We start from the raw sequence: 16,855 nt of genomic DNA on the forward strand, positions 1-16,855 counted from the left end.
GAAATTCAGCGCCTATGTCAACGAAGAAACCCAGCGCGGCCTATAGCGAAGCATCGATCAAGGTGCTCAAGGGTCTCGAGCCGGTCAAGCAGCGGCCCGGCATGTACACCCGTACCGAGAATCCGCTGCACATCATCCAGGAAGTCATCGACAACGCGTCCGACGAGGCGCTCGGCGGCTACGGCAAGCAGATCACGGTCACGCTGCATGCGGACCAGTCGGTCTCGGTCGAGGACGACGGCCGCGGTATCCCGTTCGGCATGCATCCCGAAGAAGGCGTGCCGGTCGTCGAGATCGTGTTCACGCGCCTGCACGCGGGCGGCAAGTTCGACAAGGCCGCGGGCGGCGCCTATACGTTCTCGGGCGGCTTGCACGGCGTCGGCGTGTCGGTGACGAACGCCCTTGCGACGCGTCTGGACGTGACGGTCTGGCGCGACGGCAAGATCGCCGAGCTCGGCTTCGCCGACGGCGACGTCGTGAAGCCGCTCGCCACGCAGGCGGCGAGCCGCGGCGAGAAGAAATCCGGCACGCGCGTGCAGGTATGGCCGAATCCGAAGTACTTCGATTCGCCGAACCTGCCGCTCGGCGAGCTGCAGCGCCTGCTGCGCTCGAAGGCCGTGCTGCTGCCGGGCGTCGAGGTCGTGCTCGTCAACGAAAAGACGGGCGAGCGCCAGACCTGGAAGTATGAAGACGGCCTGCGCGGCTACCTGCTCGACGAAATGAACGGCAGCGAGCTGTTGATCCCGCTGTTCGAAGGCGAGCGCTTCGCCGACTCGCGTTCGACCGACGAAACCTTCGCCGAGGGCGAGGGCGCGTCGTGGGTCGTCGCATGGAGCGAGGAAGGCTCGCTCGTGCGCGAGTCGTACGTGAACCTGATCCCGACGCCCGCCGGCGGCACGCACGAGTCGGGCCTGCGCGACGGCCTCTACCAGGCGGTGAAGAGCTTCGTCGAACTGCACAACCTGCAGCCGAAGGGCGTGAAGCTGCTCGCGGAAGATGTGTTCGCGCGCGTGTCGTTCGTGCTGTCGGCGAAGGTGCTCGATCCGCAGTTCCAGGGGCAGATCAAGGAGCGGCTGAACAGCCGCGACGCGGTGAAGCTCGTGTCGTCGTTCTCGCGTCCGGCGCTCGAACTGTGGCTGAACCAGCACGTCGAGCACGGCAAGAAGCTCGCCGAGCTCGTGATCAAGCAGGCGCAGGCGCGCACGCGCGCGGGCCAGAAGGTCGAGAAGCGCAAGAGCTCGGGCGTCGCGGTGCTGCCCGGCAAGCTGACCGATTGCGAGACGGAAGATATCGCGCGCAACGAACTGTTTCTCGTCGAGGGCGACTCGGCGGGCGGCTCCGCGAAAATGGGCCGCGACAAGGAATACCAGGCGATCCTGCCGCTGCGCGGCAAGGTGCTGAACACGTGGGAAACCGAGCGCGACCGCCTGTTCGCGAACAACGAGGTGCACGACATCTCGGTCGCGATCGGCGTCGATCCGCACAGCCCGGACGACACCGTCGACCTGTCGAACCTGCGCTACGGCAAGATCTGCATCCTGTCGGACGCGGACGTCGACGGCTCGCACATCCAGGTGCTGCTGCTCACGCTGTTCTTCAAGCATTTCCCGCAACTGATCGAGCGCGGCCACGTGTACGTCGCGCGCCCGCCGCTGTTTCGCGTCGATGCGCCCGCGCGCGGCAAGAAGCCCGCGCAGAAGCTCTATGCGCTCGACGACGGCGAGCTCGAAGCGATCCTCGACAAGCTGCGCAAGGACGGCGTGCGCGACACGCAGTGGAGCATCAGCCGCTTCAAGGGCCTCGGCGAAATGAGCGCCGAGCAACTGTGGGACACGACGATGAATCCCGACACGCGCCGCCTGATGCCGGTGAAGCTCGGCGAGCTCGACTACGAGGCGACGGTCGCGCGGATGACGATGCTGATGGGCAAGGGCGAGGCAGCCGCGCGGCGCGGCTGGCTCGAGGAAAAGGGCAACGAAGTCGAAGCGGACATTTAGTGCAGTGTTCGACGCCAATCGGCACTGATGCGCGGCGGCTTCGCGCCCGTGGCGGCGTCGCAAACGCGCATCCGCTGGCGCATCAGCACCGCTTGACATCGAACACTGCACCGCCGCTTCCGCGCGGCCGGGCATGACGCCCGGCCCGGCCTCACGCCACTTACGAATACGGAATTCAGATGGACGACAACACTTCCGATCTCTTCGCCAGCCCCGACGCGCCCGAGAGCGACGCGCTGACGCTCGGCAACTACGCGGAGCAGGCATATCTCAGCTACGCGGTCAGCGTCGTGAAAAGCCGCGCGCTGCCCGACGTGTGCGACGGCCAGAAGCCGGTGCAGCGCCGGATCCTGTTCGCGATGAACGAAATGGGCCTGGGGCCCGACGCGAAGCCGGTGAAGTCGGCGCGCGTGGTCGGCGACGTGCTCGGTAAATACCACCCGCATGGCGACCAGTCGGCGTACGACGCGCTCGTGCGGCTCGCGCAGGATTTCTCGCTGCGCTATCCGCTGATCGACGGGCAGGGCAACTTCGGCTCGCGCGACGGCGACGGCGCGGCGGCGATGCGTTACACCGAAGCGCGGCTCACGCCGATCTCGAAGCTGCTGCTCGACGAAATCGACCAGGGTACGGTCGACTTCATGCCGAACTACGACGGTTCGTTCGAGGAGCCGAAGACACTGCCGAGCCGCATGCCGTTCGTGCTGCTGAACGGCGCATCGGGCATCGCGGTCGGCCTCGCCACCGAAATCCCGTCGCACAACCTGCGCGAAGTCGCGGCCGCGGCGGTCGCGCTGATCCGCAATCCGAAGCTCACGCACGCGGAGCTGATGAACCTGATTCCCGGCCCGGATTTCCCCGGCGGCGGCCAGATCATCTCGAGCGACACCGAAATCTCGGCGGCGTACGAAACGGGCCGCGGCAGCCTGAAGGTGCGTGCGAAGTGGAAGATCGAGGATCTCGCGCGCGGCCAGTGGCAGCTCGTCGTGACCGAGCTGCCGCCGAACACGTCGGGCCAGAAGGTGCTCGAGGAAATCGAGGAGCTGACCAATCCGAAGCTCAAGCTCGGCAAGAAGACGCTGACGCCCGAGCAGCTGAACACGAAGAAGGCGATGCTCGACCTGCTCGACGCGGTGCGCGACGAGTCGGGCAAGGAAGCGGCCGTGCGGCTCGTGTTCGAGCCGAAGTCGCGCACGATCGACCAGACGGAATTCGTGAACACGCTGCTCGCGTACACGAGCCTCGAATCGAACGCGACGCTGAACCTCGTGATGATCGGCGCCGACGGCCGGCCGGGCCAGAAGGGCCTGCTGACGATCCTCGACGAATGGGTGAAGTTCCGCCAGTTGACGATGACGCGCCGTTGCCGCCATCGTCTCGCGAAGGTCGACGATCGCATCCACATCCTCGAAGGGCGGATGATCGTCTTCCTGAACATCGACGAGGTGATCCGCATCATCCGCGAGTCTGACGAGCCGAAGGCCGCGCTGATGAGTGCGTTCGGCCTCAGCGAGCGGCAGGCCGAGGACATCCTCGAAATCCGGTTGCGCCAGCTCGCGCGGCTCGAGAAGATCAAGATCGAGAAGGAACTCGAAGGGCTGCGCGACGAGAAGGCGAAGCTCGAGGAACTGCTCGCGAACGAAAGCGCGATGAAGCGGCTGATGATCAAGGAGATCGAGGCCGATGCGAAGCAGTATGGCGACGATCGCCGCACGCTGATCCAGCAGGAAAAGCGCGCGACGTTCGAGGCGAAGGTGGTCGACGAGCCGGTGACGGTGGTCGTGTCGCAGAAGGGCTGGGTGCGCGCGCTGAAGGGCCACGGGCTCGATCCGGCCGGCTTCACGTTCAAGGCGGGCGATCACCTGTACGCGGCGTTCCAGTGCCGCACGCCGGATCGCCTGATCGCGTGGGGCAGCAGCGGCCGCGTGTACTCGGTCGACGTGGCGGTGCTGCCGGGCGGGCGCGGCGACGGCGTGCCGGTCACGTCGCTGATCGAGCTCGAATCGGGCTCGCACCTGATGCACTACTACGCGGCGCCGGCCGACCAGCAACTGCTGCTCGCGTCGAGCAACGGCTTCGGCTTCCTCGCGAAGGTCGGCGACATGGTGAGCCGCGTGAAGGCCGGCAAGTCGTTCATGACGATCGATGCAGGTGCGGTGCCGCTCGCGCCGATGCCGGTGCTGCCGAACGCGACGCAGGTCGCGTGCCTGTCGAGCGGCGGGCGGCTGCTCGTGTTCGGGATGGACGAGATGAAGACGCTGTCCGGCGGCGGGCGCGGCGTGATCCTGATGGCGCTCGACGACAAGGAAACGCTCGTGCAGGCGCTGGCGATCGATCCGGCCGGCGTCGTGCTGATTGGCACGGGGCGCGGCGGCAAGGTGCAGGACGAGACGCTGTCGTACGCGGGGCTCGCGCCGCACATCGGAAAGCGCGCTCGCAAGGGCCGCGCGCCGGACACGAAGCTCAAGGTCGTCACCGAGCTGCGTCCGCTGCTCGGCTGACGTCGCGCGGTCGTCCGGTTCGTCCGGAACATCCGGTTCGGCCGCGGTCGCAGGCCGCACGTCCGCTTCGGCGGGTGTGCGGCTTTTTCTTTTGGGCGAGGGATTCGGGTAAGCAAGCGTGGCGCTGTCACGCGGAATTTGCAAAATAGTGTGAAATCGCGCCGAGGGCCTGAACCGCCGCGCGGCTGGCGGGTCGAACGTCGCTCGATGCCGCGTGCGACGCGGCCGTTCGCTGCACCCCACTCATCACAGGATCGTCCTCATGTCCCACGCCGTTGCCGTCGCGCTGTTTCTTCATCTGCTGGCCGTCGCCGTGTGGGTGGGCGGGATGGTCTTCGCACACTTCTGCTTGCGCCCGGCGCTGTCCGACCTGTCGCCGCAGCTGCGCTTGCCGCTGATCGAGGGCGTGTTCGGCCGCTTCTTCAACTGGGTTTCAGGGGCCGTGATCGTGATCCTGCTGTCCGGCGGCTTCCTGCTGATGAGCTTCGGCGGCGCGCATGCGACGTGGTCGCTGCATGCGATGGCGGGGCTCGGCGTCGTGATGATGCTGATCTTCGGGCACATCCGCTTCGCGCTGTTTCCGCGCATCCGCCGTGCGGTGCAGGCGCAAAACTGGCCGGACGGCGCGCGCGCGGTGAACGCGATGCGCCTGCTCGTCGTCGTGAATCTCGTGCTCGGCGTCGTCACGATCGGCGCGGCCGTGCTGTCGCGCGGCTTCTGACCGGCCGGCGTCAGGCCGCTGCTTTCAGCCGCGGGCCCGGCGCACGCGCCGCTACGCGGCCAGCATCGCATCGAGCAGCCATGAACCGGCCGGGCCGAGCGGCCGGTTGCGCGACCAGACCGCATCCACCCGCACGCGGCGCGGCCACCCGCGTGCACGCAGCTCGCACAGGCGGTCGCGCGCGAAGTGTTCGACCATCCAGCGCGGCAGCTCCGCCCAGCCGAACCCCAGCACCGCCATCTCCAGCAGCATCAGGTAGCTCGGCGCCAGCCAGTGCTGCGTGCCGACGACGATCCGGTCGTCGGTGCCGCGGCCTTCGGTCGTCACGTAGGTATTGAGGCGCAGTTCGCGCACGTCGCGCAGCGCCGCATGCGGCACTTCGGCGTCGCCGTATTCGGCGAGCGCATGCGTGCGGCCGACGAACAGCCCGATCTCCGATTCCTCCGCCACCGTCGCCGCGCCGATATCGGCCGGGTAGGCCGCTCGCGCGGCCATCAGCCCGAGTTGCGCGCGGCCTTGCTGGATCAGGTCGAGCACGTCGTCGTGCTCGGCGATCTGGCATTCGAGTTCGAGCGCCGGAAAGCGCCGTTCGAGCGCCATCAACGTTTCCTCGTAGCGCTTCGACTGGTACGTATCGGACACGACGAGCGTGAGCCGCGCTTCCTCGCCGCGCGCGAGCCGGGCGGCCGTGCGATCGATCGCCGCGCTGGCCTCGAGCGCGCGCTGCACCTGCGGCAGTAGCGCGCGGCCGGCCTCGGTGAGCGTCGGCGCGCGGGTCGAGCGATCGAACAACTGCACGCCGAGATCGATTTCGAGATTCGCGATCGCTTCCGACACCGTCGACTGACGCTTGCCGAGCTTGCGGGCGGCGGCCGTAAACGAGCCGAGCAGCGCCGCTTCGACGAAGGCGAGCAGGGCTTCGGGGGCGTGGTGCATGCGGTGCTCCGGGCAGCGTTATATCGGTAAAACCGATGATATCAAACTGGATTGGTACGGTATCGCCGATCAGAATGGCCGGCATGGATCAGCTAACGCATGGGAGCGCATCATGAAACAGATCAACAAAACGGTGACGGAGCGCCTGCTGCACGCGCTGACGTTCGAACTGGTGGCGATCGCGCTGTGCGCGCCGATCGGCGCGTGGCTGCTCGACATGCCGGTGTCGCACGTCGGCGTGCTGACGGTGATGGTGTCGCTGATCGCGATGGCGTGGAACATGACCTTCAACGCGCTGTTCGACCGCTTCGAGCGGCGCGCCGGGTTGTCGCGCACGCTCGGCATGCGGATCGCGCACGCGGTGACGTTCGAGCTCGGCCTCGTCGCGATGGTGGTGCCGGTTGCCGCGTGGTGGCTGAACGTGAGCCTCGTCGAGGCGCTGCTGCTCGACCTCGGCATCGTGCTGTTCTTCCTGCCCTACACGTTCTGCTTCAACCTCGCGTACGACGCGCTGCGCGCCCGCTGGATGGCACGCCGGGTCGCCGTGCAGGCCGGTTGAAGCGGCAACGCGGGCCGCGCCGGGCAGGGCGATGGCCGCCGCCCGTCAGTGCGCGGCCCACAGCCACACGCTGCATGCGACGGCGACCGCGCCGTACACGGCATAGACGGGCACCTTGAAGCGCGTGAAGCACAGCGTCGCGAAAGCGCCCGTCAGCCAGTAAACAGGATCGGCCGGCTCGCGATGCAGGATCTTCACGACGGCGACGACGAGAAAGCCCGTCGTCGCCGCGCGCAGCAGGCGCATCCCGTGCTCGAAGCGCGAATGGCGCTTGAGCCGGAGCAGGTGGTTCTGCGCAAATACGACGAGGCATCCCGACGGAATGAACAGCGCGGCCGTGGCGAGCAGCGCACCGATCCAGCCGTCGGTCAGGTAGCCGAGAAACGGCACGACGTTCAGCAGCGGCCCCGGCGCGACCGGCGACAGCGCGAAGGCGAGCGTGAAGTCGTGATCGGAGATGCCCGTCGCCGGCGACACGAACAGCGTCTTGAGCACCGGCAGCGCGGAGAAGCCGCCGCCGAACAGCGTCATGCCGGCGCCCGCGAGGCGCGGCCAGAGCAGGTCCGCCTGGTAATCGCCCGGCAGCGGCACCGCGAACAGCACGACGAGCACGCCGAGCAGCACGAGCAGGCCGCGGTCGCGTTTCGACAACGTGAAATCGACCGCGTCGCGTTGCGACGGCCCCGTCAGCCAGCCTGCTGCAAACGCGGCGAACAGAATCCCGACGAAAGCGGCCGGACTATGCGCGAAAGCGAGCAGAATCGTCGATAGCGCGGCGATCGTCTGTTCGAGCCGCGTGCGCGCGAGCGAGCGCACCTGCTTGACCCACGTGACGCCGATCAGCGCGGCGAGCACCATCCCGAAGTGATTGATCAGCATCGGCGCGGCGAGCGAGCGCACGAGCGGCGTCTGATAGAAGATCGCGAACAGCGTCATCAGGATCGAGAACGGCAGCACGCTCGCGATGCCGGCGACCCATGCGCCGGCGCGACCGTGCAGCGTCTGGCCGACCTGCACGGCGACGTTGCAGCCGACGGGGCCCGGTACGAGCCATGCGAGCGCGACGAGATCGCCGAAGACGTGCGGCTCGATGCGCTGCAGCCGCTCCACGTAGTGGCGTTCGAGTTGCGCCATCATCGAAAGTCCGCCCCACGAGACGGCCGAAATGCCGGCGACGACCTTGAACAAGGCCCATAGGGATGCGGGTGCCTCTTCGACACGCGCGGTCGCTTCGACTTCGACGGTTGTCATGATTGTGTGGTTGGCGCAGGGCCGGATCTCTCGCGTATGGCCGCGCCGGCGGCCCGCCGACACGTCGGCCCTCCCGATTGTCCGCCGCGCATCGTGACACTACCATGCGCGAAAACGCTAGTTAATGAACTAAACGATCGGATCGGAAAACGTAACAATTGCGGCGGCGCGCAACCCGCGTCGCGGCGGCAGCGGTGTGGTGTTCAGCTGCCCGTGCTGCCGGTCGCGCGTTGCGCGACGACGTTCAGGCGCTCGCCGCGCACGCCGAAGCGTGCGATCAGCGCGGGAATCGCGTCGGCCGGCACCGGGCGCGAGAACAGGAAGCCCTGCGCCTCGATTTCGCCGAGCGCGGACAGCCACGTGATCTGCTCCTCGGTCTCCGTGCCCTCGACGACGACGGTCAGTCCGAGCGAGCGCGCGAGATGCACGATCGACGACACCATCACGCACACGCTGCGATCGTTCGGAATCGCCTGCACGAACGAGCGGTCGACCTTCAGCGTGTCGACGGAGAAGCGGTGCAGGTACGACAGCGACGAATAGCCGGTGCCGAAATCGTCGAGCGCGATCCGGATGCCGAGCTTCTTCAGCGCGACGATCTTCTCGGACACGAGTTCCGGATATTCCATCATCGCGGTTTCGGTGATCTCGATCTCGAGCCGGTTCGCGTCGATGCCGGTGTCGTGCAGCGCCTGCGAGATCGTCTCGATCAGGTCGCCGCGCCAGAACTGCACGGGCGAGATGTTGACCGCGAGCGTCAGCGTGTCGTGGCCCTCGTCGCGCCAGCGCGCGATCTGCTCGCATGCGGTGCGGATCACGAAGTCGCCGATCGGCACGATCAGGCCGGTCGATTCGGCAATCGAAATGAATTCGTTCGCGGAGATCACGCCGTGCTCGGGATGGTCCCATCGTGCGAGCGCCTCGAAGCCGGTGATCATGCGGTGCGTGAGGTCGATCTTCGGCTGGTACGCGAGGAACAGCTGCCCCTCGGCGAGCGCGACGCGCAACTGCTGTTCCCAGCGCATCAGGTGGTCGGCGCGATGCGACAGGTGCGGCGCATAGAACTGGTAGCAGTTCTTGCCGGCGTCCTTCGCGCTGTACATCGCGAGGTCGGCCTTTTTCAGCAGGTCGATCTCGCTTTCGTTCGCGACGGTGTGCAGCGCGATGCCGATGCTCGCATGCAGCACGAACGAGCTGCCGCGTACGTCGAACGGCTCGCTGAACATCCGGATGATCGCTTCCGCGAGCCGCACCGCGCGCCGCTCGACGTCGTCGCCCTTCATCACGACGACGAACTCGTCGCCGCCGATGCGCGCGAGCGAGCCTTCGTCGCCGACCGCATCGGCCAGGCGCGACGCGGTCATCTGCAGCACGATGTCGCCGGCGTTGTGGCCGAGCGTGTCGTTGACGGTCTTGAAGTTGTCGAGATCGATGAACAGCAGCCCGAGCCGCGACATGCTCGCGGGCATCGACACGTCGTTGCGCAGCCCGCGCAGCGTTGCATAGCGGTTCGCGAGGCCGGTGAGCAGGTCGTATTCGGCAAGCTGGGTCATTTCGCGCTCGCGGCCGAGCAGCTTGCCGATCAGGCCGGTCGCGACGCCGAAGAACGCGAGCATCGCGAGCGTGATGAAGCTCGTCATCAGCAGGTAAACGTTGCGCGTGTGGGTGTAGTCCGCGAACTCTTCCGTCTGCGACAGCCCGACCATCACCGCGAGCGGGTAGCCGTCGAGGTGGCGGTACGACACGATGCGCGTCACGCCGTCGATCGGATCGATGATCGTGCCGGTCACGCGCTCCGCGATCGGGTAGACGCCCGACGCGGAGAACGCGCCCGGCGCGTTGTTCACCGAGCCCGTGCGCCGCGCGAGCACGGCGCCCGTGTCGGACACGACCGCGATCACGCCTTCCTTGCCGATGGCCGCGTTGTTGTAGAAATCGTTCGTGAAGTAGCTCGGGTCCTCCGACACCACGACGATGCCGGCGAAGCTGCCGTCCGGATTGTTCAGGCGCCGCGTCATCTGCAGCGTCCAGTGGCTCGACACGCGGCCGAGCACGGGCTTGCTGATGAAGAGGCGATCGTCGTTGTGCGCGAGGTGGACCTTGAAGTGCTCGCGGTCGGACAGGTTGATCGGCTGCGGATGGAGTTCGGCGGTGTTCGCGAACAGGATGCCTTTCGCGTTGACGAGCGACACCTGGATCAGCGTATCGCTCGGCACGACGCCTTTCTCGACGGCGCTCGCGAGATTGAAGCGCGCCGGCGATTTCTCGAATTCGAACTTGACGAAGCGGGTGATCTGGTCGACCTGGTGGATCGCCTTGACCGTATGCTGCTCGAGCGCGGACGACAGGATCGCCGCGGAAGCCGCCGCTTCCTTGTACGCACTGTCCTTTTCAACGGACAGGCGCGCGATGATCACGGCCCACAGCAGCGCGAGCGCCAGCATCCCGAGCAGCGGGATGGCAAACAGCGCACGCCGGCGCGACTTGCGCGGCGCGCGCAGCGGCCGGTTCGGCGGCGTGTGGTTGGACCGGGCGGAGCTCATCGAAGAGGGTGGCGTCCTGCTCGCGTGCGCCATCCGTCTGGATGGCCGGCTATGGTTCGGATTGTCCCGACGTCTGTTCGTTCGCGGGACGCGCAACCATGGACAGACCTCCGAAACAACGGATTAGGCCCGATATTACTGGTTGGAACGTTTTTGCGATAGTTGGGCAAAGCGCGGGGCGCCGGACGCGCCCGTACCATCGCACATCGCGAAATGTCAGTGGGGTGAACGGAACGTGCCGTCGACGACCGTGACGACTTGGCCGCCGATCCAGGTCGTGCCGTCTTCGTCGTAGCGGACGAAGACGCGGCCGTCGCGGCCGATCGCCGTGCCCTGGCGGGCCGTATACGACGGGCCGGGGCGGCGTTCCTGCCGCGTCAGCAGCCCGGCCAGCGCGGCGTTCGCGCTGCCGGTGACGGGATCCTCGCCGGGCGTGCCGAACGTACCGCCCGTCATCAGGCAGCGGATCTCGAACGTCGCGGGGCCGCCTTCGGCGTGCGGTGCATAGGCGGCGAGGCCGTCCACGCCGTAGCGGCGGGTCAGTGCCGCCAGTGCGGCCGGATCGGGCGACAGGCCGATGCACGCGTCGGCCGACTTCAGCCGCACGACCAGCCACGGCGCGCCGTTGTCCACCGCGCACGGCTCGGCATCGAGGTCGAGCGCGTCGCTGCGCAGCGCGGCGGCCAGTGCCGCGTAGTCCGAACGGTCGAGCGGCGTGACGCGCGCCGGCGGCGCGGCGAACGCCCAGCCGCCGGCCTGCTCGCGCAGCGCGACCCGGCCGACCCCGCACTGCTGGATCAGCCGGCCCGGCGTGCGCGGCCGCGCGCCGCTTTCGAGGAACGCGTGCGCGGTGCCGAGTGTCGGGTGGCCGGCGAACGGCAGTTCGCCGCCCGTCGTGAAGATCCGCACGCGATAGTCGGCTTCCGGATCGGTCGGCGTGCAGAGGAACGTCGTTTCCGACAGGTTCGTCCAGCGGGCGATCTCGAGCATGGTGTCGTCGCCGAGCGAATCGGCGTCGAACACCACGGCGAGCGGATTGCCCTTGAACGGCGCCGACGTGAACACGTCGACCTGCTTGAAGCGAACCGGACGGCCGGCCATCGCGACGCGCGCGTTACGCGACTTCGGCGATCAGTTCGATCTCGACGCACGCGCCGAGCGGGATCTGCGCGACGCCGAACGCCGAGCGCGCATGCTTGCCCGCGTCGCCGAACACTTCGGCGATCAGCTCCGATGCGCCGTTCGTCACGACGTGCTGTTCGGTGAAGTCGAGCGTCGAGTTGACGAGGCTCATCAGCTTGACGATGCGCGTGACCTTGTTCAGGTCGCCGGTGTGCGCGTGCAGCGTCGCGAGCAGGTCGATCGCGATCGAGCGGGCGGCCGCCTTGCCGTCTTCCGTTTGCAGATCCGCGCCGAGCTTGCCGGCCCAGACCTTGCCGTCCTTCTTCGCGATGTGGCCCGACAGGTAGACCGTGTTGCCGCTTTGCGCGCTCATCACGTAGGCGGCGGCCGGCGCGCCGGCGGTCGGGAGCTCGATGCCGAGCGACTTCAGTTTGTCGTAGACGTTAGCCATGCGTTCGATTCCTCGTAGAGAGTCGTGACAGGGAAAAAGGGGGATCAGAGGCGCTCGCCGAGGCGCTCGCGCAGCAGCTTGCCGAGACGCGCGACGCCTTCCTCGATCTTCTCGGGCGGCACCGTCACGAACGACAGGCGCAGCGTGTTCTGCTGCGCGTTCTCCGCGAAGAACGGCGCGCCCGGCACGAAGGCGACGTGGTTGTCGACGGCCGCGGCGAGCAGCTTCATGCTGTCGATCTGCGCGGGCAGGTTCACCCAGATGAACATCCCGCCTTCCGGGCGGTTCCACGTGACGCCTTCCGGCATGTGGCGCGCGAGCGCGCCGAGCATCGCGTCGCACTGCGCGCTGTACAGCTCGCGGATCGTCGGGATGTGCTCGTCGAGGAAGCCGTCCTTGATCACTTCGTGCGCGATGCGCTGCGTGAGCGTCGGCGTGTGCAGGTCGGTGGCCTGCTTGGCCTGCACGAGCTTGAAGTGGAGTTCCTCGGGCGCGATGATGTAGCCGATCCGCAGGCCCGGCGCGAGCACCTTCGAGAACGTGCCGAGGTGCACGACGTGGTCGGGCGCCATCGACAGCATCGTCGGCAGCGGCTCGCCCTGGTAGTTCAGCGCGCCGTACGGATCGTCCTCCAGCACCGGGAACGGGCTCGACTGCGCGAACGCGGCGAGCGCGCGGCGGCGCTCGACGGGCAGGCGGCGGCCGGTCGGGTTCTGGAAGTTCGGCTGCGCGTACAGCAGGCGCGCGCCTTGCGTGAGTTCGGGGGTAAGACCTGCCGGCAGCAGGCCCTGCTCGTCGGTGGGCACCTGCACGTAGCGCGGCTCATACAGCGAGAACGACTGCAGCGCGCCGAGGTAGGTCGGGGTTTCGACGAGGATCGGGCTGTTCGGGTCGATCAGCGCCTTGCCGAGCAGGTCGAGCGCCTGCTGCGAACCGGTCGTGATCAGCACCTGCGACACGCGCACGCTGTAGCGCTCGGCGATCCACTCGCGCAGCGGCAGGTAGCCTTCGGTCGCGCTGTACTGGAGTGCCGCGGCCGGCGCGTCGCGCAGCACGCGGTCGGCGGCGGCGCGCATGCGTTCCGCCGGGAACGTCGCGGGAGCGGGCAGGCCGCCGGCGAACGAGATGACCTCGGGGCGTTCCGTGACCTTCAGGATCTCGCGGATCGCAGAGCTCGTCAGCTTGCGGGCGCGTTCGGAAAGCTGCCAGTGCGGCGGATGCAGGTCGCTCGGATTCATAGTCTCCTCGTTCGGATATCGTGGTCAGTCAAGAAAGGTCGTTCGGGCGGATCGCTTCGACGCCGCCGGGTGGGCGAGCGCGAGCACGATGAAGCCTTCGCGGCTGGGTAGGCAATACCGATCAGGCAAAGCGTCCATTATGGCGCACCTCATCAGCCGGCGCGAGCGGGGCGCGGTGCCGTGGCCACCGCCGAGCGGCGCCCGAGCACCACGGTCGCGATCACGGCCGCCGCGAACAGCCACGTGGACGGCGTGACCGTTTCGCCGAACAGCAGCGCGGAAAAGGCGATCGTGAAGAAAATCTGCAGCAGTTGCACCTGGCCGACGCGCGCGGTGCCGCCCATCGCGAGCCCCGCGTACCACGCGAAAAAGCCGATGAATTGCGAAAAGAGGGTCACGTACCCGAACGCGAGCCAGGTGCGCAGGGCGAGCGGGCCCGGATGCGCGGCGTGCTGCGTCCACGCGAGCCAGCCGACCGGCAGCACGAGGAATGGCGCCGACACGACGAGCGCCCAGCAGATCACCTGCCAGCCGCCGATCTGGCGCGCGAGGCGCGCGCCTTCCGCATAGCCGAGCGCGCCGATGCCGACTGCGACGAGCATCAGCGCGTCGCCGGCCTGCACGGTGCCGCCGCCGTCGCGCAGCGCGAACGCGATCACGAGCGCGCTGCCGGCCACCGCGCTGGCCCAGAACGCCTTCGACGGCCGTTCGTGCGACAGCCACGCCGCGTACAGCGCGACGAACAACGGTTGCAACCCGTTGACCACCGCGCCGTGCGAGGCCGGCACCGATTTCATCGCCCAGGCGGAGAACACCGGATACGCGATGATCACGCCGGCCGACGTGATCGCGAGGCTCTTCAGTTGCGCGCGGGTCGGCAGCGGCTCGCGGCGCCACCACAGCAGCAGGCCGGCCGGCACGGCGGCGGCGAGCGCGCGGCCGAGGCCGTTGAGCAGCGGATTGAGTTCGGATACGACGATCCGCGTCATCGGCAGCGTCAGGCTGAAGATCATCACGCCGATGAGGCCGAGCAGCATGCCGCGGGTTTCGCGCGAATTCATTCGTGGGTGTCTCCGTCTTGCTGGGTGTGTGTAATGGAACGGGCGTCAGCGAGCTCAGCGCAGCGTGCGCGTGCCCTGCGGCGTGTCGAATTCGGCGACGAGCGCGGGCGGGCCGTCGGTGGATTCGACGTCGAGCAGGTGCGCGGCGCCGAGCCAGTCGAGTTGCTCGCGGATCGTATCCGCACGCGGATGGGCGCCCTTGAGCGCCTTCAGCGCGACGCCGTCGTTCGGCAGCGAGTCGGCCGGATGGCGCGGGCTGTCCCACTGGATCAGCGACGGCACGAGGCCGTCGCCCGCCCCTTGCCATGCGGGGAAGCTGCCGTCGTCGGGCACCGTGAGGCCCCAGCTCAGGTCGCCGCGCCGCATCGCGACGACGGGCGCGATGCGGGCCGGGTACTGGCGCTGCCACAGCGCAAGCTGGCGCGGGCGGTCGACGCGGGCGACCCAGTGCGCGAGAAACGGGCCCTGCGCGAGCCGAGCCTGAATCGCCGGATCGTCGAGCCCGAACAGCCGCGCGCGCGGCAGCTTCGCATCGTCGCCCGGCGCGGGCGCATCGGGGTCGATCGCGATCACTTCGAGGTAGAGCCCGCCCCACGCGCCGAACAGCGCATTGTGGGTCCGCATCAGCGGGTGGCGGCCGCCGCCGGCCGGTTCGATGCCGAGCGCGTCGGCGACATGGCGCACGCCTTCGTCGAGGGTGCGCGCGGCAATCACGAGATGGTCGAGTGTCAGGGAGCGGGCTGGCATGAGCGTCGGTCGGGAAGCGAAAGTGTCATGGTAGGCGGACCACGTACCGGGCGGGGGCCGGGCCGGCCGGCGCACCGGCCGCGATGCGGGCCGGCGGGCGCGGCGCCTGGTATGGCGCGGCCGGAACGGCGGCCGCACGATCGCCATTCCGGTCAACTGTAATCGTCGCTACCGGCACAGTAACGGTACAATCGGCGCGATAGCCTTCGGTACAGTTGGAGCCGCCGCCCATGTCCACCGTCCCACTCGCCCAGATTCCCGCGCCGCACGACACGGCCACGCTCACGCTCGTCGACCAGCTGGTCCAGTGGGCGCGGCGGCGGATCGACGAACGCGTGTTCCGTCCCGGCATGCGCATGCCGTCGATCCGCAAGCTCGCGCTCGACAAGAGCGTGTCGCGCTTCACCGTCGTCGAGGCCTACGAGCGCCTCGTCGCGCAGGGCTACCTCGACTCGCGGCGCGGCTCCGGCTTCTACGTGCGCGAGCGCACGGGCGCCGGCCCGCAGCCGGCCGACGGCGTCGCGCGCGTGGCCGAGGCCGCGCCCGTGCACAACACGATCGACGTCGTCTGGCTGCTGCGCAACATGCTGCACACCGTCAGCCCGGAGAAGGGCCCGGGCCTCGGCTACCTGCCGGGCCGCTGGCTCGACGGCGAGCTGATCACCGGTGCGCTGCGCGCGCTCGGGCGCCAGTCGGGCGCGCAGATGCTCGGCTTCGGCACCGCGCAGGGCTTCCTGCCGCTGCGCCAGCAACTGCAGACGCGTCTGGCCGAAGTCGAGATCGGCGCGAAGCCCGAACAGATCGTGCTGGTGTCGGGCATCACGCAGGCGATCGACCTGATTTCGCGGATCTACATGCGGCCGGGCGACGCGGTGATCGTCGGCGATCCGGCATGGTTCCAGATGTTCGGCCGTTTCGCGGCGCAGGGCGCGCAACTCGTCGGGATGCCGTATACGCCCGACGGCCCCGACCTCGACGCGCTCGAAACCCTGGTGCAGATGTGGCGGCCGAAGATGCTCGTGATCAACTCGGTGCTGCAGAACCCGACCGGCACGTCGCTGTCGGCCGCGCAGGCGTTCCGGATCCTGAAGCTCGCGGAGGCCTACGATTTCCTCGTCGTCGAGGACGACGTGTACGGCGACCTGTGCCCGCCAAGCTATCCGGCCACGCGCCTCGCGAGCCTCGACCAGTTGAAGCGCGTGATCTATCTCGGCAGCTATTCGAAGACGCTCGCGGCGAACCTGCGGGTCGGCTACGTGGCCTGCGCGCCGGAAATCGCGAAGGCGGTGACCGACCAGAAGATGCTGGTCGGGATGACCACGCCCGAGCTCAACGAGCGCGTGCTGTACAAGATCCTGACCGAAGGGCATTACCGGCGCCACGTCGAGCGGCTGCGCGCGCGGCTCGACGGCGTGCGCGACAAGACCGCGCGGATGCTCGAGCGCACGGGGCTCGGGCTCTTCACGATGCCGGCGGCCGGGATGTTCCTGTGGGCCGATACGGGCGTCGATTCGGACGCGCTCGCGGCGGTCGCGCACGAGGCCGGCTTCCTGCTGACGCCGGGCAGCCTGTTCTCGCCGCAGCAGTCGCCGTCCACGTGGATGCGCTTCAACGTCGCGAATTGCGGCGATCCGGCGTTGCCGGGGCTGCTGGCGGGCTACATCGACTCGGCGGTGCGGCGCGCGTCGTGACGCGGCGCGGCAGGCCGGCTCTTGAAATGCCGCGTGC

Annotated in this window: 13 protein-coding genes; 5 read left to right on the forward strand and 8 right to left on the reverse strand. The window is 68.2% G+C overall.

What is annotated here, in order from left to right; translation table 11 throughout:
• The first annotated feature begins 14 nt into the window (after positions 1-14).
• The 3 genes from parE to C5F75_RS06055 all read left to right on the forward strand — a co-directional run bounded on the left by parE (position 15) and on the right by C5F75_RS06055 (position 5,219).
• Positions 15-1,997 (forward strand): DNA topoisomerase IV subunit B, encoded by a 1,983-nt coding sequence (gene parE, locus C5F75_RS06045; protein ID WP_104011972.1) that lies wholly within the window; start codon positions 15-17, stop codon positions 1,995-1,997.
• A gap of 179 nt (positions 1,998-2,176) precedes the next feature.
• The gene (parC, locus tag C5F75_RS06050; RefSeq protein WP_059583757.1) at positions 2,177-4,498 is read left to right on the forward strand and encodes a DNA topoisomerase IV subunit A; all 2,322 of its coding nucleotides are present in this window, start codon (positions 2,177-2,179) and stop codon (positions 4,496-4,498) included.
• 262 nt (positions 4,499-4,760) lie between these two features.
• Positions 4,761-5,219: a CopD family protein gene (locus C5F75_RS06055; RefSeq protein WP_059583755.1), complete on the forward strand. Its 459-nt coding sequence runs from the start codon at positions 4,761-4,763 to the stop codon at positions 5,217-5,219.
• Positions 5,220-5,270: 51 nt separating this feature from the next.
• Here C5F75_RS06055 and C5F75_RS06060 read toward each other — a convergent pair whose 3' ends face one another.
• Positions 5,271-6,155, reverse strand: a complete 885-nt coding sequence (locus C5F75_RS06060; protein WP_059583754.1) for a LysR family transcriptional regulator — start codon at positions 6,153-6,155, stop codon at positions 5,271-5,273.
• Positions 6,156-6,267: 112 nt separating this feature from the next.
• Here C5F75_RS06060 and C5F75_RS06065 point away from each other — a divergent pair, with 112 nt between their 5' ends.
• Positions 6,268-6,714 carry a multidrug/biocide efflux PACE transporter gene (locus C5F75_RS06065; protein ID WP_059583771.1) on the forward strand — a complete coding sequence of 149 codons (447 nt, stop codon included), beginning with the start codon at positions 6,268-6,270 and terminating at the stop codon, positions 6,712-6,714.
• A 45-nt stretch (positions 6,715-6,759) separates the two neighbouring features.
• Here the strand turns inward: C5F75_RS06065 and C5F75_RS06070 are convergent, their stop codons facing one another.
• From C5F75_RS06070 to C5F75_RS06105, 7 genes are all read right to left on the reverse strand, one after another.
• Complete coding sequence (locus C5F75_RS06070; RefSeq protein WP_060966811.1) at positions 6,760-7,965, reverse strand: chromate transporter; 1,206 nt, start codon at positions 7,963-7,965, stop codon at positions 6,760-6,762.
• 203 nt (positions 7,966-8,168) lie between these two features.
• The gene (locus C5F75_RS06075; protein WP_104011973.1) at positions 8,169-10,508 is read right to left on the reverse strand and encodes a bifunctional diguanylate cyclase/phosphodiesterase; all 2,340 of its coding nucleotides are present in this window, start codon (positions 10,506-10,508) and stop codon (positions 8,169-8,171) included.
• Positions 10,509-10,724: 216 nt separating this feature from the next.
• Entirely contained in the window at positions 10,725-11,609 is an 885-nt protein-coding gene (locus C5F75_RS06085; protein ID WP_059583750.1) for a PhzF family phenazine biosynthesis protein, read from the reverse strand.
• Positions 11,610-11,622: 13 nt separating this feature from the next.
• On the reverse strand, positions 11,623-12,081 hold the full coding sequence (locus C5F75_RS06090) for a RidA family protein (RefSeq protein WP_006478174.1): 459 nt from the start codon (positions 12,079-12,081) through the stop codon (positions 11,623-11,625).
• Between the two features lie 44 nt (positions 12,082-12,125).
• Positions 12,126-13,319: an aminotransferase-like domain-containing protein gene (locus C5F75_RS06095; protein ID WP_104011974.1), complete on the reverse strand. Its 1,194-nt coding sequence runs from the start codon at positions 13,317-13,319 to the stop codon at positions 12,126-12,128.
• A gap of 152 nt (positions 13,320-13,471) precedes the next feature.
• Positions 13,472-14,380 (reverse strand): DMT family transporter, encoded by a 909-nt coding sequence (locus C5F75_RS06100; RefSeq protein ID WP_059646429.1) that lies wholly within the window; start codon positions 14,378-14,380, stop codon positions 13,472-13,474.
• 54 nt (positions 14,381-14,434) lie between these two features.
• Positions 14,435-15,127: a VOC family protein gene (locus C5F75_RS06105; RefSeq protein ID WP_059583745.1), complete on the reverse strand. Its 693-nt coding sequence runs from the start codon at positions 15,125-15,127 to the stop codon at positions 14,435-14,437.
• A 230-nt stretch (positions 15,128-15,357) separates the two neighbouring features.
• Between C5F75_RS06105 and C5F75_RS06110 the strand changes: the two genes are divergently transcribed.
• On the forward strand, positions 15,358-16,818 hold the full coding sequence (locus tag C5F75_RS06110; RefSeq protein WP_011545884.1) for an aminotransferase-like domain-containing protein: 1,461 nt from the start codon (positions 15,358-15,360) through the stop codon (positions 16,816-16,818).
• Positions 16,819-16,855 lie beyond the last annotated feature (37 nt).

The organism is Burkholderia anthinoferrum (assembly GCF_002925705.1).
GTDB classification, from domain to species: Bacteria; Pseudomonadota; Gammaproteobacteria; order Burkholderiales; family Burkholderiaceae; genus Burkholderia; species Burkholderia semiarida.

Bases quoted from the DNA above. Each gene is read 5' to 3' on its own strand.
- parC (WP_059583757.1), top strand. From the start codon at position 2,177: ATGGACGACAACACTTCCGATCTCTTCGCCAGCCCCGACGCGCCCGAG.
- C5F75_RS06070 (WP_060966811.1), bottom strand. From the start codon at position 7,965: ATGACAACCGTCGAAGTCGAAGCGACCGCGCGTGTCGAAGAGGCACCC.
- C5F75_RS06055 (WP_059583755.1), top strand. From the start codon at position 4,761: ATGTCCCACGCCGTTGCCGTCGCGCTGTTTCTTCATCTGCTGGCCGTC.
- C5F75_RS06060 (WP_059583754.1), bottom strand. From the start codon at position 6,155: ATGCACCACGCCCCCGAAGCCCTGCTCGCCTTCGTCGAAGCGGCGCTG.
- C5F75_RS06105 (WP_059583745.1), bottom strand. From the start codon at position 15,127: ATGCCAGCCCGCTCCCTGACACTCGACCATCTCGTGATTGCCGCGCGC.
- C5F75_RS06085 (WP_059583750.1), bottom strand. From the start codon at position 11,609: ATGGCCGGCCGTCCGGTTCGCTTCAAGCAGGTCGACGTGTTCACGTCG.
- C5F75_RS06090 (WP_006478174.1), bottom strand. From the start codon at position 12,081: ATGGCTAACGTCTACGACAAACTGAAGTCGCTCGGCATCGAGCTCCCG.
- parE (WP_104011972.1), top strand. From the start codon at position 15: ATGTCAACGAAGAAACCCAGCGCGGCCTATAGCGAAGCATCGATCAAG.
- C5F75_RS06095 (WP_104011974.1), bottom strand. From the start codon at position 13,319: ATGAATCCGAGCGACCTGCATCCGCCGCACTGGCAGCTTTCCGAACGC.
- C5F75_RS06100 (WP_059646429.1), bottom strand. From the start codon at position 14,380: ATGAATTCGCGCGAAACCCGCGGCATGCTGCTCGGCCTCATCGGCGTG.
- C5F75_RS06110 (WP_011545884.1), top strand. From the start codon at position 15,358: ATGTCCACCGTCCCACTCGCCCAGATTCCCGCGCCGCACGACACGGCC.
- C5F75_RS06075 (WP_104011973.1), bottom strand. From the start codon at position 10,508: ATGAGCTCCGCCCGGTCCAACCACACGCCGCCGAACCGGCCGCTGCGC.
- C5F75_RS06065 (WP_059583771.1), top strand. From the start codon at position 6,268: ATGAAACAGATCAACAAAACGGTGACGGAGCGCCTGCTGCACGCGCTG.